The 15849-nt window shown below is 48.9% G+C and carries 12 protein-coding genes; 9 read left to right on the top strand and 3 right to left on the bottom strand.

Going from position 1 to position 15849, the window contains the following annotated elements; translation table 11 throughout:
• Positions 1-4 precede the first annotated feature (4 nt).
• The 3 genes from ACO6VG_RS18205 to ACO6VG_RS18195 are packed head-to-tail and all read right to left on the bottom strand — an operon-like array spanning position 5 to position 2604.
• Positions 5-1369 (bottom strand): ATP-binding protein, encoded by a 1365-nt coding sequence (locus ACO6VG_RS18205; RefSeq protein WP_422133619.1) that lies wholly within the window; start codon positions 1367-1369, stop codon positions 5-7.
• Positions 1347-2024, bottom strand: coding sequence for a winged helix-turn-helix domain-containing protein (locus tag ACO6VG_RS18200; RefSeq protein WP_422137892.1), 678 nt, complete (start codon positions 2022-2024; stop codon positions 1347-1349). Before ACO6VG_RS18200 ends, ACO6VG_RS18205 begins: the two co-directional genes overlap by 23 nt.
• A gap of 49 nt (positions 2025-2073) precedes the next feature.
• Positions 2074-2604 carry a PepSY domain-containing protein gene (locus tag ACO6VG_RS18195; RefSeq protein WP_422137891.1) on the bottom strand — a complete coding sequence of 177 codons (531 nt, stop codon included), beginning with the start codon at positions 2602-2604 and terminating at the stop codon, positions 2074-2076.
• A 259-nt stretch (positions 2605-2863) separates the two neighbouring features.
• Here ACO6VG_RS18195 and brnQ point away from each other — a divergent pair, with 259 nt between their 5' ends.
• From brnQ to cydX, 9 genes are all read left to right on the top strand, one after another.
• Positions 2864-4177 carry a branched-chain amino acid transport system II carrier protein gene (gene brnQ, locus ACO6VG_RS18190; protein ID WP_422475050.1) on the top strand — a complete coding sequence of 438 codons (1314 nt, stop codon included), beginning with the start codon at positions 2864-2866 and terminating at the stop codon, positions 4175-4177.
• A 118-nt stretch (positions 4178-4295) separates the two neighbouring features.
• The gene (locus tag ACO6VG_RS18185) at positions 4296-5450 is read left to right on the top strand and encodes an ATP-dependent zinc protease (RefSeq protein ID WP_422133615.1); all 1155 of its coding nucleotides are present in this window, start codon (positions 4296-4298) and stop codon (positions 5448-5450) included.
• Positions 5451-5458: 8 nt separating this feature from the next.
• Positions 5459-7000, top strand: coding sequence for a UUP1 family membrane protein (locus tag ACO6VG_RS18180; protein WP_422133614.1), 1542 nt, complete (start codon positions 5459-5461; stop codon positions 6998-7000).
• Positions 7001-7003: 3 nt separating this feature from the next.
• Positions 7004-7972 carry an alpha-L-glutamate ligase-like protein gene (locus tag ACO6VG_RS18175; RefSeq protein ID WP_422475048.1) on the top strand — a complete coding sequence of 323 codons (969 nt, stop codon included), beginning with the start codon at positions 7004-7006 and terminating at the stop codon, positions 7970-7972.
• A gap of 217 nt (positions 7973-8189) precedes the next feature.
• Complete coding sequence (locus ACO6VG_RS18170) at positions 8190-10382, top strand: diguanylate cyclase (protein WP_422133612.1); 2193 nt, start codon at positions 8190-8192, stop codon at positions 10380-10382.
• Between the two features lie 87 nt (positions 10383-10469).
• Positions 10470-12371 carry a hypothetical protein gene (locus tag ACO6VG_RS18165; RefSeq protein ID WP_422133611.1) on the top strand — a complete coding sequence of 634 codons (1902 nt, stop codon included), beginning with the start codon at positions 10470-10472 and terminating at the stop codon, positions 12369-12371.
• 498 nt (positions 12372-12869) lie between these two features.
• Positions 12870-14444, top strand: coding sequence for a cytochrome ubiquinol oxidase subunit I (locus tag ACO6VG_RS18160; RefSeq protein ID WP_422133610.1), 1575 nt, complete (start codon positions 12870-12872; stop codon positions 14442-14444).
• A gap of 12 nt (positions 14445-14456) precedes the next feature.
• A complete protein-coding gene (cydB, locus tag ACO6VG_RS18155; RefSeq protein WP_422475046.1) occupies positions 14457-15590 on the top strand; it encodes a cytochrome d ubiquinol oxidase subunit II in 1134 nt (377 codons plus the stop codon).
• A gap of 12 nt (positions 15591-15602) precedes the next feature.
• Positions 15603-15725: a cytochrome bd-I oxidase subunit CydX gene (gene cydX / locus ACO6VG_RS18150; RefSeq protein WP_422133608.1), complete on the top strand. Its 123-nt coding sequence runs from the start codon at positions 15603-15605 to the stop codon at positions 15723-15725.
• Positions 15726-15849 lie beyond the last annotated feature (124 nt).

Genomic DNA, 15849 nt, shown 5'->3' with positions numbered 1-15849 from the left:
GGCTTTACTCTCCTCTGCGAAACGTCAGTTTAACAGCAAAAGATTGCTCACCCTGCTCAAAACTGATCCTGGCATTGTGCAGCTCAGCGACCACCTTGACCAGCGACAAACCCAACCCATGACCAGGAGTTGTTCGACTCTGATCAAGCCGGTACAGCCTCTGGAATACCTTTTCCTGCTCTGATTCCGGAATACCTGCCCCCTGATCAATAACTGATACTGAATCCTGATCAATACGAATTTTGACCTCGCCTTTTTCAGGAGAGTACTTGATTGCATTCTCCACCAGGTTAAACAGGATTCTAAACAGCAACTGGTGACTCCCCCGAACAACCAGAGGCTGCTGCACTTCAAGTATTAGAGACTGCTCACAGGCTTCTGCCAAAGGCTCCGCCAGTTCAACCACTTCGTAGCCTATTTCTTTCAGGTCACAACGGACAAACTCAAGATCCCCCTGCCCATATTCCAGTTTCGTGAGTTCAAGCATGGCATTGAAGGTATGCAGGATCGTATCAAGCTCAGTCTGGGCCTCAAGAATATCCTCAACACCAGCACCGCCATTTCGCAAGTATCCATCCAGCTTGATCCTCAGTCGGGATAAAGGTGTTCTGAGATCATGAGCAATACTGCTGGTTACCGATGCAATGGCTTCTACTGAGTCTTCGATCTGCGCAAGCATTTGATTGATATGACCAGCCAACTCATCAAACTCATCGCCCTTATCAGTGACTTTAACTCTGGCTGCTAACTGACCTTCACCGACTTTTGCAGTCACTTTATTGATAGCGCGAAGACGAGCCAATATTTTTTTTGAAAATAAAAACCCGGTCACCAGTCCTACCAGCAAAACCAATACCATAGCGGCATAAAGTGCCAGAGTGAAACGAGAAGCAAACAGGTTAAAGTCTGAAGAGTTGTAGGCCAGCACCAGGGGACCCCAGCGACTGTTAATACGACTCCCCCGCACTTTCTGGAAGCGACCGTCTCCCAGAACCGAATCTCCCAGTATCCAGAAACTGCCCGTCGCTGGTGACAGGGGGACGGTTTCAGGCAGATAATTCAAATTACCCAGATAGCCTTCGGCGCTTTTAAAAACCACCAGCACTTGCCGGTTATTTTCAGCCATCTGACTTACAACCGCGCTGAATTCACTTTCTGAATGGCTTCTGGCCAAAGATGCCAGAGAATTGAGCTGTTCCAGAACAAATTGATCCTGTCGTTTCTGATAGAACCCCAGACTGTAGTCTTTCACTAACCACAGGGCTGATCCGCAGAGTACCAGGACAATAGCTGTATGCAGCAAGGTATAGCGCAGCAGTGAGGATGCCCGTAACCGACCCAGAGGGTCAAGCTGACTCACGGAGAACATAACCTGCCCCTCTCACAGTGTGAATCAGGGATGCTCCTCCGGCAGTATCCAGCTTTTTCCTCAATTTAGCGACATGAACATCAATAATGTTGCTGCCCGGATCAAAGTGATAATCCCACACAGACTCAAACAGCATGGTTCTGGAAATCACCTGATCCTGATGCTCCAGGAGAAAGCGAAGAAGCTGGAACTCTCTTGGCTGAAGGTTCACCTCAACCCTGTTTTTGACCACACGCCTGGATAATAGATCTACTTCGAGATCGGAAATAACAAGAGTATTTTTAGCTTCTTTACTGTGCCCTCTGCGAGTCAGAATTTCTGCCCGAACCAGAAGTTCCCCAAAAGAGAAAGGCTTGCAAAGGTAATCATCCCCTCCCTGCTTCAAGCCTTTAATGCGTTCATCAACGCCATCAAGAGCGCTGAGAATGATTACCGGTGTCTGGTTTTCAGAAGCTCTCAGTGCCGCCAGCACCTTGAGCCCTTCCATCTGGGGTAGCATACGATCCAGAACAATGATGTCATAGCTCTCGCCTGATGCCAGAAACAGACCATCCCGGCCATTGTCAGCCACATCCACGGTCCAGCCATGCTCCATGAATCCCTTGGCAATGTATTCACGGGTTGTCCGGTCGTCCTCAACCACTAGCAACTTCATATCATCACACCTATTCCGTTCCGACCATGGAAGGGAATCAAAAGCCTGATCATTTTTGGGTCACCGGAATCGGCCTGCCAGACTGAAGATCAACAATCACCTTGCGCACGCCTTTATCCGTCAACAACTCAATTTCAAAAAATACAATACCCTTCTCCTGTTCAAGCTCTGCTTCCATCAGCTGCCCCGGAACAATCTTTTTCGCTTCATCAATGGCTTTCTTCAAAGTCATGCCACTGTTCATTAACAGCTGGTACTTTTTACGTTTCAACTTTTTGCTGGAAAGCCTGTCTTTTTCGTCCAGCCAGACCTTTCCCGAGTCAGCATCCATAATTACTTCCAACTCAACGCTGTCTTCTGGATCAACAATGGCAAACTCATAAACCATTCTACCGTCTTCATCATCGATGCCAAATTCGCTGAGATGCCCGGAATAGCGGTCGGAAATTTTCGCAATGGCCTGTTCGGGTTTGATTTTGGCATTTTCGATAGCCAGCTGAAGCAGGACATTCTCCTGGCTTGCCAGAGCAGCGGTTGATACCAGAAAAAGGCCCAGAATGGCCTCTTTTAAAAGCCTCATGACACTTACCTGTATGAAATCAGTGAATAATCGCAAAGGATAGTGACTCTACAATGAAGACCCAATGAGCATAAGATTAACAAAAGTTAATCTTATGCTCATCTCGAATAATGACCGAGCAAAACTCGGACCGGACTACCACTTTCTGAAATTGAGTCCATACTTCCTATTCATTACAAAAAAATCGTTCATCTCCCAGGATTGAGCATGGACGTCCGTTTCTGACCAGATAACATTCAATCAAGGCAGAACCTTACGCATGAAGCAACGATTAAGTCTTCAGAACATCATTGGTATGGGTTTTATGACCTTCGCCATGTTTCTTGGCGCGGGCAATCTCATATTTCCTCCATTGGCGGGGCAGCTGGCTGGCACCCACGTCTGGCTTGCTGCTGCCGGTTTTCTGGTCACCGGAGTGCTTCTCCCTTTGTTAGCTGTGGTCATGATTTCCCGAGTTGGCGGCGGCTTCAACGAGATCACCGGTGAACTGCCACGCAACATGATTGCATTGATGGGTTGCTGCATTTATATCATTGTTGTCCCGATATACGGTGTCCCGAGAACCGGCCTTGTTGCCTATGAAATCGGAATAATCCCGTTTCTGAAAGAGCCCGACAGCACTTCCAGACTGGCATACAGCATCATTTTCTTTGGCACTGCCTGGTATCTCAGCCTCTATCCGGGAAAATTACTTGAATCCGTAGGCAAGATCATCACACCGGCCCTCATCCTCTTGCTGATGATTCTCGGTATATCTCCCCTCATCTCCCCTCTGGGAGAAGCCGGTGAACCTATGAACGGATATGCAGAAAATCCTTTCTTTAGTGGATTCCTTGAAGGCTATATGACGATGGATGCTCTGGCTGCACTGCTGTTCGGCATTGTCATCATTACCAACCTTAAATCTCACGGTATTACCGCACCCGACGCCCTGGCCAGATATTCTGTCATAACGGCCTGTCTAGCAGCTTTCGGACTGGCTCTGGTCTACCTGTCCCTCTTCAATCTGGGTGCTCAAAGTCACGGAATCATTGCCCACCCAAACAACGGCGGCCAGATTCTTTCTGTTTATGTCAACAGACTGTTTGGTTTCTATGGCAATGTTCTGCTTGCAACGGTTGTGACACTGGCGTGCCTGACTACCGCAATTGGATTGATCACTGCTGCTTCGGAGTATTTCTGTGATCTCTCCGGGAAACTCAATTACAAGGTACTTGTGGCGACCATCAGTCTCTCCTGCATGATGTTTGCCAACTTTAATCTCAACCAGATGATCGAACTGTTTATTCCTGTTTTACTGGTACTCTACCCGGTCTCTATTGCCCTGATTCTCCTGGGACTGATCAAAAGCCTGCTACCCAATCCTCAGCTGGTCTACAGAGCCACGCTCCTGGTCACCTTTATACTCAGTCTGGTCGATGCCAGTAAGGGTTTGAACCATCCAATTACACAAAAGCTTCTGGTACCTCTTGAGTCACTACCAGGGTACGACTTTAATTTAAGCTGGGTTGCCCCCTCTGTGGTGACTATTGTTCTTACCTGCCTGATCGGGAAACGCGTTACCCCTTCATAGCCTGCTCACAAGGCCAGACTTCTTGGCAAGTCACCAAACATCAAGTAAGCTGCTCGGCTTGCGATAGACTATCGCGGCTACCATTCACTCATTTTATGTAAAAATAAGTAGCTTACCCATGACCCGTTTTCCGGCATTACCCGCGCTTATCCTGGCGATATCCGCTTTGACTGGCTGCCAGGTGCTACAAAAACCTGCTCAAACTACGGACAGTCAAAAGACCTCCAGGACAGAAACCGAGGCGCCCGACTCAAAACAGAAGACAGAAGAATTACAAACTTTTAAACCTTCCAAGCCTCTTCATCCGGATACCATTTCTGTTAAACAGCAACTGGTTCAAACCCCCGCCCGTGTTGGCGGAAAACTGGTGTTGGGTTTTGCAGAGATAGGCACTCTCACAGAATACGGTCTGAAAATGAATGCCAAGATCGATACCGGTGCAGGACGCTCGTCGATTGATGCCAGAAACATTAAGAACTTTGAACGGGATGGTAAAAAGTGGGTTCGCTTTGACCTCCCCAGAACCAGCAAGGGCAATGTCACTCTGGAACTCCCCGTCAAAGACACTGTCTTGATCAAGGTTCCGGGCGGTGAAGAGTCCCAGACCCGTTATGTCGTCAATATAAACGTCAAGGTCGGCGATATTACCCAGAACCTGGATGTCTCACTGAACGACAGGGAAAGTTTTGAATTCCCACTGCTCATTGGTCGGGATTTTCTCAAAGACATGGCCATAGCCAATGTTGGCAAGAAATACATCGCAACCGAGAAAGTCCTGGATACCTTGACCGTTAAGCTCCCGACTGGCGGCAACCTGAGTATCAAGAAACAGATTGACAAGCCTGTCGACGTCAGTGGTCTTGCTTTGTTTGGAGAGCTTGAAGAGGTTCGTATCAAAGGATTCAAGAACCCATTCAAGGCACGTATTGATACAGGTGCCAAAACGTCTTCCATTGATGCAACCGATATTGAATACTTCACAAAAAATGGCGAAGAGTGGGTTCGTTTCAAGATCGTCAATGGTGACAACAGCCGGACCTTTGAGCGCAAAGTCCATCGTGAAGTTTCAATCAAACGTCACGGCGGTCTGGCAAACCAGAGCCGGGTTACTGTCTTTATTCCCATAACTTTGGGAAAGATTTCCAAAAATGTTGAATTTACGCTGACCAATCGCACTGGCTACGAGCATCCGATTCTTATCGGTGAAAGACTCCTGAGCAATACGGCTCTGGTTGATGTTGCCCAGCAAAATATTGCTGAGAAAAAGAAGTGAGGTTTTGAATGAAAGGACGTTTTCAACTCAGTCTGGCGGTGGTCATTTTGATCGCGGCAGGTTTGGGCCTGACTTTATACAAACACTTTGCCCTGGGGTTTCCCTTAACCCGGGGAGAAACTACCACCGTCTGGAGTGTTGAAGCTGAAATACAGTTCAAGGCCGACGGTGGACCCGCCAAGGCATCCCTGACCTTACCCGATCAACAATCCGGCTTCCGTATTCTGAATGAATCCTTTGCTTCTCCGGGTTATGGCATCAACCAGTATGATGATGAAGGACAACGTCGTGCAGAGTGGAGCATTCGCAAGGCCAGTGGCAAACAAAGCCTGTTTTACAAGGTGAGTCTGCATCCGGATCGACAACTGGTGGAACCTCTGGCCCCTCCTGTTGAAGAAAACAACGACACCCTGAAGGCCAAACCGTCCCTGCCGGAACCTTATCAGACTGCAGCAGACTCACTGCTGGAACAGGTGAAAGAACGCTCTGCTGATAGTCGAAGTTTCACAGGCACCCTGATCAAGGAATTTATTGCCCAACAGCCCAGTCAGAATACCAACATGCTGCTTAGCATGATTGATAGCCGTGCTGAGCTCACCAATCTGCTGATCGAGATGCTCTCCATGGCCGATATACCGGCCCGGGTTGTTCGAGGCCTTTACCTCGAAGACGGCAGACGTCGTCAGCCCATAGTAGAGATGCTGGAAGTCTACACCAATGATGGTTGGTTACTCTTTGATCCTGAAACCGGAGCATCCGGAAACCCGGAAAACTTCTTCCTCTGGCAACGAGGTGGTAAATCCCTGTTGGATGTCATGGGTGGCACAGCGTCCCGGGTCTCTTTTTCGATGATTTCCCAGAACGAGCCAACAAGGGATCTGGCCATTGAAACGTCCCGGGCTGACAATGCAGCACTGGTCGATTTCTCTATCTACGCCCTGCCTCTGGAAGTCCAGAATGCCTTCAAGAGCATTCTGCTAATTCCGATTGGCACCCTGGTCGTATTGATCATGCGTATCCTGGTCGGCCTGAGAACATCAGGAACCTTTATGCCGGTCCTGATCTCCGTGGCCTTCCTGGAAACCCAGTTACTGCCTGGTTTGATTATCTTTGTCACCATAGTTTCCATCGGCCTCTGGATTCGCTCGATATTGAGTCAACTCAATATGCTCCTTGTCGCCCGACTGGCGGCGGTGATCATTGTCGTCATAGGCATAATGGGCGTTATGAGCGTACTCACCTGGAAGATGGGGATTACCCAGGCCCTGACCGTGACCTTCTTCCCAATGATTATTCTGGCGTGGACCATTGAGAGAATGTCTATCCTCTGGGAAGAAGAAGGCCCCAAAGACGTACTGATTGAAGGCTCTGGTAGTCTGCTGGTGGCCACTATGAGTTACCTGCTAATGTCCAACCCACTGGTTGAGCACCTGACCTATAACTTTCCGGAGCTGCTATTGACCGTTCTGGGTCTGACCCTCATGCTGGGTCAATACACCGGTTACCGTCTGTTGGAACTTCGTCGCTTCAAGCCTCTGGTTGGAGGTTAACCCATGGAGTTCATCAAACGATTTTTTCGCAGTTTTGCCAGTCCATCCAGCCTCCACGAGGCCGGGATTCTCAGCATGAACATGCGGAACCTCGATTATGTTATCAAATATAATCCCCGCAAACTGCTACCTCAGGTGGACGATAAGCTCACTACCAAAAGGATGGCAGAAAAAGCCAATGTAGACGTCCCTGAACTGCTGGGTGTTGTCGAATACCAGCACGACATTAAAGATCTGGGTACCCTGCTTGAAGAACACAACAGTTTCGTGATCAAGCCCGCCCAGGGCAGTGGCGGTAAAGGCATTCTGGTCATCGTGGGTCGCGACGGTCCACGTTATGTAAAAGCCAGCGGCGACACTCTGGAATTTGAAGACATCAACCGACATGTTTCCAACATTCTGGGTGGCCTTTACAGTCTCGGAGGCAAAAGTGATGTAGCCATGATCGAGAGCCTGATCGTGGCAGACCCGGTATTTAATGATTACAGCTTTGAAGGTGTGCCGGACATTCGTATGATTGTTTTCCGGGGCTTTCCGGTGATGGGCATGCTGCGTCTGGCCACCCGGGCTTCTGATGGTAAAGCCAACCTTCACCAGGGAGCCGTTGGAGTGGGTCTGGACATTGCCTCTGGCAAAAGCCTCAGAGCCGTCCAGTTTGATCTGCCGATTGACAGGCACCCTGACACGGGTCACAGCTTTGAAAAACTGGCAGTACCTCACTGGGACAAACTGCTCAAGTTGACATCAGCCTGTTATGACATGACAGGATTGGGTTATCTGGGCGTGGACATTGTCCTGGATGAGAGGGATGGTCCACTGATCCTTGAACTCAATGCCCGACCCGGCCTGGCTATCCAGATCGCCAATAACTGCGGCATCCAGCCCCGTCTGGAGCTGATTGAGTCTCTGCCCAACTGGACTATGCCTATTAACGAGAAAGTCACTTTTTCTAAAGAGCACTTTGCAATGTAATTTCCACTACATCAGGACTCGACGTCCTGATGTACACTCGTTGCACCAGTGACAAGCAACGTCACTGTCGAAGTTAAATTAGTGACGAATCCGCTCTGCCACCTTGGCCTGCACACCTTGTCTGTGTCACAATCATTTACAGGGTAAATAGATTTAACAGACGACCCTTTGAAGGAAGAGTGAAAAGCTGTCAATTCGTCATGGAGGACTGCCTGAATTGCGGGTTCTATTGACCTTCTCAACCTGTTCGCAAAGAGCAGTCATTTTCATCAGGGCTCTGGTGCTTCTGCTGATCTTTTTTGTCAGCCAGGCTACCCACGGGACTTCCGTTGCAGAATCTTCACCGTCTGGACCGGTTAAACTGGTCAGCTTCCTGACTTCGGTTCCTGCTCCGGAAGCGATCCTGAGCGGAAAACAGCCCGGCACCAGTGATCGCTGGTACAAACTCCGCCTGACATTGAATCATTCTCTTAATTCAGACTGGTTGCTGGTATTCAGAAGGACTCCCCACAAGAAACTTGATGTCTTCACACCTTCTGAAAAGGGTTATCGGATCACTTCATTGGGTATTGGCAGTCAAAGCCGCAAGTCAGACCCAAGAGTTCTGAAACTCCGGCTACCTGGGAACAAAACCCACGACATTTATATACGTGTGGACAGCTCAGAACCAAACAGGTTGAACCCTCACCTTTGGCCACAATCACTCTACATGCTGGATGAATACAAGAATCAGGCCTTGTCAGCTTCACTGCTGGCACTGCTTCTGCTCTTTCTGATCGTTACAGCGGCTGTAATGATCTACACCCGGCACCCTTCCTACCTGTTGCTTACTGCACACCTGCTGGCCACCACGACGCTGATCGTATTTTACCAAGGCGACATTTTCTGGATAATTAACGGGTCCTGGGACCCCGAATTCTGGGTGCTGATCATGACGGTCATCAGCCTTGTCTCGGCCCTGGGCTGTTACAAGAACCTCGGTTTGCTGGCACTCTATAATCCCAAAACAGACAGACTTATGCTCTGGCTTAGCTGCCTGTCGGTCGGACTGGTTCTCAGCTTCTTCGCCACAGAGAAAACCCTGCTTCTCAATGCGGCATTTTTAATGATCGCAGTGTCCGCAGTCCTGCTCATTGCCAGCCTTCTGACTATTTTTTCGCAGGGTGTCAGACCCGCCAAACTGGCGTTACCGGTCATGCTCACACTGTTCTTTGCCCTATTTAGCAGCTGGGCCTCAAAAGAGTGGCCCAGAGTCATTCCCAGTCAGGCCGAACTGGCATTAATTGCTCTCCAATCCATGCTAATTAACGGTCTTTACTGGATTAACCGCAAACACAAGAATCGCCAGGCTATCTCTATCAATCTGGTTAACAGCCAATTTGATAAACGACGAGTCTTTGATTCAGCCCTTCGCAAACATCTTCAGGCACCCAGCAATGCACTAATGGATGAAAAGACCATTCGACAGCGCATTCTGGCAACTCTGGATGCGATAATACCCGATACACCCTCTATGATACTGATTAAGAATAAAGACCAGTGGGATGTCAGCAGCCATTACCCTAAAGCAGCCCAGATTCTAACAAACAGTATTGACAGTATTGAAGATGAGCTGATGAACATCATTACCTCGGAACAAAAGCACCATATCCGGCTTGAAGATCGAAACGGCGTTAAATACTGGATATTTCTGCTTCACAGTGAAGAAAACCACCATAGTCTGCTGGTGGTCTCACCGGGAAGCCAACCCAACAGACCTTTGAAGTGGCAACAGATAACCGACATCAGCAACCATGCGCGAACCCTGTTTCAGGCCAATCAGCAGACTCGATTCTGGAAACTGCAGGCCAGCCTTGATTCACTGACGGGTCTTCTGAATCGGAGAGCTTTTGTCAATGAGGCTTCAGAACTGCTTCACCGCCCTGATTCCGCAAAGTCCCAATCCTGTCTGATTTTCATAGATATCGATGATTTCAAACAGATCAATGATCGTTTCGGTCACCCGGCGGGTGACAAGGTTCTCTCTGACCTTGCCTGTCAACTAAGGAAAGATCTTCGTCAAGAGGACCTGATTGCCCGCTATGGCGGCGAAGAATTTGTTGTTCTCCTGCCCAACACAGATGCTGTCAGGGGCGTAAAGATCGCTGAGCGACTCAGGAACTCGGCATTACTCTACAAGGGAGGTCCTGTTCCCCTGAGCCTCAGCCTGGGCATTGCTGCCACCGGTCCGCAGACCGACACTCTCGACAAAATACTTAAAGAGGCAGACGACGCTTTATACCAGGCCAAGCATCTGGGTAAGAACAGAGTCTGTCGGGCACCTTCCTGTGCAGATATTCGACTATCGGTTGGTGAACCAGACAAAGTTGGACAGCCTGCGCGAGAAGAGATTACAAAACGCTTATCCTGAAACGTAAATCTACATATACTACACCGTCACACTGAGGCTTTAGAATATAGTACTCATCTCCTACCGAAAAAAACGTAATATACGACAATGACCGCTCTTTTCAGTCGCTGGAGACGGCAACGGAATGACGCAGACCTGCAGCTTGAAGAACGAAATTTAAGCTGGCTGGAGAAAGTGGCACGCGCTCCTCACCAGGAGCCCTGGAGTGTCACCATACTGCAGTACGCCTGGACTGCCGGTCCGGTCACACTTCTGGCCGCCTTTGCAGGCTACTATATTGGTTACGGCACCATGATGCCTTTGGACAAAACCCTGTATTTTGTTGGCTATTCTATTGTTGCCATTGGTCTGGGTCTGTTCACCAAGCTAATTTACGACGTTACCCACGGCCGACGGATCAATCAAGACAAAAACAACCTGCTCAGCATCATCGACCGAATTCCCGAAATCATTTACATGGTGCGTGATCTGACCCAACGTAATATGACCGAAGATGCACGTCGCATCCACTCTGCCGGTATTCTCTTGCAAAAGTTCGATCTTGGTCCGGAATGGATATCAACAGCCATCGAAGATATTACGGGTGACCCCGATCTGGCCCGCAAGGCCGAACAGATTGAAATATTTCGCAGGGCTGGCCTTTATCACAGAATGCATGACATTGTTCACGAAGTCTCTGATGACACAGAGCGTTATCAAAACGAACTCAAAGAACTTCACCCACGCATAGCCAAAGCGCTCAAAAACAGGTTAAGCGGGATCGTGGCCAGACCCCATGAAGGGCAACCCAGGGAGCCTCTGTTTATTGAGCGGATTCTCACTGCCAGCGAGCGAGATAATGAAGAATTGATGACCCTTCACGATGTCGAGGAAATACTCATATTATGCTTCGAGCTGATTTGCGGGCGCAAAATTTCCTGGCTGAAAATTGAGTATACCGGTCGCTGGGATCTGGCCAAGGCTTTGGACAGGCTCGAGGAAGAACGCAATGATTTCCGGATCAGCCGGGCCAGGGTGTACTCACGCCTCAAGGCTCTGGCAACCTGGCTCCATAATGTTGATATCCAGAATGACATTATTACCGATCACGGCCTGAGCCCCCGGAATTTGCTGGCGGCAGTCAGGGAGTCACTTGACACTCTCAGTTTGCAGGTTCGCCAGGCCAGGGACCTGACCCATAAAACCGGCAAACACGTTAAGGCCCTGAACATAAAACGCAAACAACTCGATAAAGCCATTCAACTCTACAATGAAGCTCACCGCGCCTACCTGAAACAGGGACGGGACAGCGACAAACTCAAACGCGCCCTGAAGTACTGGCAAAAACTCTCCACACTCCATCAGCACAACCCTGAAGAGAACTTAAAACGCAGCCTGACTATTTCAGAGCAGAGTATCGAACTGGACGATGACACCAGAATGGAGGTTGCCAACCGTCTGGAAGCGTTTTCAAAGGAAACCCGCTTGAGAAAAGATAGCCATCGAGTCCACTCCCTGTCGCCTGCACGGAGATACCTGACAGAAACACGTGCCAGGGAGGTGGCCATCGAGGTGGCAACTATTCTAGACCCCTACATACATCTTCATGACCCACAGATTCAGAGGGCTATTGAGAGTTCCAATGCTTCCAGCCTGGCTTTTCTTGAGCCCGGTATGAGCGCCAGGACCAAGGCAGCGCTGGGAGAAGCTTTGGCCGCAGATGTTGATAAAAACCTCTCGGCCAGTGCCGAGAAACTGGCCCAAAACCTGATCCGTTACTATCGCGTCCCCCTGAGTGAGAGAACCATTAACTTCCTGGTACACACCTATCAGGCCGATTTGAAACGATTACAGTTCATTGCCCAGTTCGAGAGCCCTATGAGCGCTCGCTATTCACGGGATAATATTTCGCCCATCGAAGTTCCCCCTGCCAGTAACAAATGGCACATTGACTTATACAACGCCAATAAAGTCATCAGCAAATACAGCTCTGCCAGAAGCCATGGCTGAGTCACCTCTCAGCCCATCCTGATAACAATCAACCGAGCAAATATTTTCTATATGCCAATCAGAAATACTGATAGACAGATATTACATCCATCAGCATTCCTTATAGCCAAAAATCCACTTTACATTTCGAATGTTTCGTTTTTACACAGTGATTTATTCTTTATATTCAAACAAAAAACATTTATATCCCTAAAAAAAACCTGGATAACAATATATTTTAAACATTTTTGATGAAGATCAAACTTTGCGTCCTACTGTAGTTCATATATGTAACAAATCCGAGTAACATGTCCACAAATCTGTTTAACCAGCCACAGATTGATCCAGACCCATCTAAAACTCGTATATACCGGCGCACCGGCCAGATACATGCATTTAGCATGTATCTATTATCCAGAATGCGCGGTAACTGCAGCACAAAAAGGACCTCTGTGGCAGCATGCATTTTCTGATTTTCAGTACGGATTTGATTTAACACTGTCATAAACGAGGAGCACCATGATTACAGACGAAATCATCGACCTGTCGCGATTCCAGTTCGCGATGACAGCACTCTATCACTTCCTCTTTGTGCCGCTGACCCTGGGCATGACCTTCATTCTGGCGATCATGGAGTCGGTTTATGTTATGACCGGCAAACAAGTCTATCGGGATATGACCAAATTCTGGGGTAAATTGTTCGGTATTAACTTTGCACTCGGCGTTGCTACCGGCCTCACCATGGAATTTCAGTTCGGAACCAACTGGTCATACTACTCCCATTATGTTGGTGACATTTTTGGTGCTCCACTGGCCATTGAAGCCCTGATGGCCTTCTTCCTCGAATCAACGTTTGTCGGCATGTTCTTCTTCGGCTGGGACCGACTCAGTAAAGTTCAGCATCTGGCTTGTACCTGGCTCATGGCTATAGGTACTAACCTATCGGCCATGTGGATACTGATTGCTAACGCCTGGATGCAGAACCCGGTAGGTGCAGAGTTCAATTATGAAACCATGCGCATGGAAATGACCAACTTTGCTGACCTGATTCTGAACCCTGTAGCCCAGGTGAAATTTATTCATACGGTTTCTGCCGGTTATACAACAGGTGCCATCTTTGTACTGTCTATCAGTGCCTGGTACATGCTTAAAGGCCGTGATATAGGTTTCGCTCGTCGTTCATTTGCGGTGGCCGCAGGCTTTGGTCTGGCATCCATCCTCTCTACGCTTCTGCTTGGCGATGAATCCGGTTATGAACTGGGTGACGTACAGCAGGTCAAGCTGGCAGCGATCGAGGCCGAGTGGGACACCGAACCTGCACCGGCCGCTTTTACTGTTTTTGGACTCCCCAACCAGGAAGAGCAGAAAACAGATTACGCGATCAAAATCCCTTACGTCATGGGCATAATCGCAACCCGCTCAACAAACACAGAAGTACTGGGTATCAAAGATCTGATCGACGACAAGATTCAGAGAATCAACAATGGTATCAAAGCCTACGAACTGCTTGAAAAACTTAAAAATGGTGAAGATACACCCGACAATCGTCGCGAGTTTGATAAAGTCGTGGATGACCTGGGCTATGGCTTGTTGCTCAGCCGCTATACCGACGACATTCGAAGCGCGACACCCCAAATGGTTCGGCAGGCTGCAGAAGAGGCTATTCCGACCGTGTGGCCACTGTTTTTCTCTTTCAGAATCATGGTAGGTCTCGGTGTTGTGATGCTCCTGCTGCTTGTAACCGCCTTCTACAAGACGGCCCGCAGAACTGAGTACAATAGTCCAAAATTCCTCAAACTCTGTTTCTATGCGTTGCCACTGCCATTCATTGCCAGTGAAATGGGATGGTTCGTTGCTGAGTTTGGTCGTCAACCCTGGTCGATCTCAGGCATTCTGCCTACCTACCTGTCTGCTTCTACCCGGACAGAAGCTGACCTCTGGCTCAGCATCATTGGTTTTACTGCGCTCTACAGTATCTGCATCATTATCGAAATTTACCTGATCGTTAAATATGCCCGCAAAGGCCCTAGCAGCCTGCACACTGGCCGCTACCACTTTGAACGCAATCGTACCGACGATATGGCTCAGGCATAAAAGGAGGCCCTTATGGACTACGAAGTTCTCAAATTCATCTGGTGGGTTCTGATCGGAGTCCTGTTCATTGGCTTTGCCATAATGGACGGGTACGATCTGGGGACCGCCAACCTGCTGCCTTTCATGAGCAAAACTGACGAAGAACGTCGTATCATGATCAATGCCGTCGCCCCTCACTGGGACGGCAACCAGGTTTGGCTGATCACTTCAGGTGGCGCACTGTTTGCGGCGTGGCCTATCGTTTATGCCACAGCTTTCTCTGGCTTCTACTGGGCCATGCTGCTGGTTCTGTTCGCACTGATTGTCCGTCCGCTGGCCTTTGATTATCGCTCCAAGGTTAAACCCGAGCAGACAAAGTACTGTGACTGGGGTCTCTTTATCAGCGGCATCGTACCTTCTCTGGTATTCGGCGTAGCCTTTGGCAACCTGTTCCTGGGCTTTGGTTTTAATCTGGATGACACAATGCGCTCCAGTTTTACTCAGGGTTTCTTCTCATTGTTGAACCCCTTTGCCCTTCTTTGTGGTGTTGTCAGTGTCTCTATGCTAACCATGCAGGGATCTGTATGGCAAAGCATGCGCTCTGGTAGCCCAATCAAAGAGCGTGCGACCATTGTCGCCCGCATCTCTGCCCTTGCGACCATTGTCACCTTTGCACTCGCGGGTGTCTGGGTAGCTAACCTGCCCGGCTTTGAGGTCGTCAGCGGTCTGGTTATGAATGGCGAAGCCAACCCTCTGGTCAAAACAGTTCACATAGCTGACGCAGGCATCTGGTTGGCTAATTACACCAAGTACCCGGTTATGCTGATTGCACCGGTCATGGGTTTTGCTGGCGCCATTGGTGTCTTCCTGCTGGCCAACAGCCGTCTGCACGGCCTGGCCTTTACCTGCAGTTCAATCACCCAGGCAGGCATTATCATGACAGCCGGCTTCTCACTGTTTCCATTTATTCTGCCGTCCAGCACCCACCCTAACGTTAGCCTGACACTGTGGGATGCAACGTCCAGTTACCTGACGCTGGGAATTATGACAGTGGTTGCCATGATATTTGTTCCCATCATTCTGGGATACACCATCTGGTGTTTCTACAAATTGTGGGGTCGTATGACAGCAGAACACCTTAACGAAAACACCCACTCACTTTACTAAGGAGGGCAGACTATGTGGTATTTTGCCTGGATTCTGGGCGTACTCCTTGCGTGTGCCTTTGGTATCATCAATGTCATGTGGTATGAGTTTCATGATATGGGATTTGATAATGATATCAATGATTTAGATGACTAGGGCAGGTGTTTGGGAGTAAAATTTTGTTACTCCCAAGCTCATTTTTTGTTCCCGAACATGCTCAATAAGAAGCAACAATTCCGAATCGTGCCTTGTGGCAAGATTTAGTTGCTCAGGAAGAAAA

This window comes from Endozoicomonas sp. ALB032 (assembly GCF_049310125.1).
Lineage (GTDB): Bacteria > Pseudomonadota > Gammaproteobacteria > Pseudomonadales > Endozoicomonadaceae > Endozoicomonas_A.
This window is presented reverse-complemented; position numbering and strand designations above follow the sequence as displayed.

Excerpts from the sequence above, each read along its gene's own strand:
- ACO6VG_RS18205 (WP_422133619.1), bottom strand. The coding sequence starts at position 1,369 with ATGTTCTCCGTGAGTCAGCTTGACCCTCTGGGTCGGTTACGGGCATCC.
- ACO6VG_RS18200 (WP_422137892.1), bottom strand. The coding sequence starts at position 2,024 with ATGAAGTTGCTAGTGGTTGAGGACGACCGGACAACCCGTGAATACATT.
- ACO6VG_RS18195 (WP_422137891.1), bottom strand. The coding sequence starts at position 2,604 with ATGAGGCTTTTAAAAGAGGCCATTCTGGGCCTTTTTCTGGTATCAACC.
- brnQ (WP_422475050.1), top strand. The coding sequence starts at position 2,864 with ATGAAGCAACGATTAAGTCTTCAGAACATCATTGGTATGGGTTTTATG.
- ACO6VG_RS18185 (WP_422133615.1), top strand. The coding sequence starts at position 4,296 with ATGACCCGTTTTCCGGCATTACCCGCGCTTATCCTGGCGATATCCGCT.
- ACO6VG_RS18180 (WP_422133614.1), top strand. The coding sequence starts at position 5,459 with ATGAAAGGACGTTTTCAACTCAGTCTGGCGGTGGTCATTTTGATCGCG.
- ACO6VG_RS18175 (WP_422475048.1), top strand. The coding sequence starts at position 7,004 with ATGGAGTTCATCAAACGATTTTTTCGCAGTTTTGCCAGTCCATCCAGC.
- ACO6VG_RS18165 (WP_422133611.1), top strand. The coding sequence starts at position 10,470 with ATGACCGCTCTTTTCAGTCGCTGGAGACGGCAACGGAATGACGCAGAC.
- ACO6VG_RS18160 (WP_422133610.1), top strand. The coding sequence starts at position 12,870 with ATGATTACAGACGAAATCATCGACCTGTCGCGATTCCAGTTCGCGATG.
- cydB (WP_422475046.1), top strand. The coding sequence starts at position 14,457 with ATGGACTACGAAGTTCTCAAATTCATCTGGTGGGTTCTGATCGGAGTC.
- cydX (WP_422133608.1), top strand. The coding sequence starts at position 15,603 with ATGTGGTATTTTGCCTGGATTCTGGGCGTACTCCTTGCGTGTGCCTTT.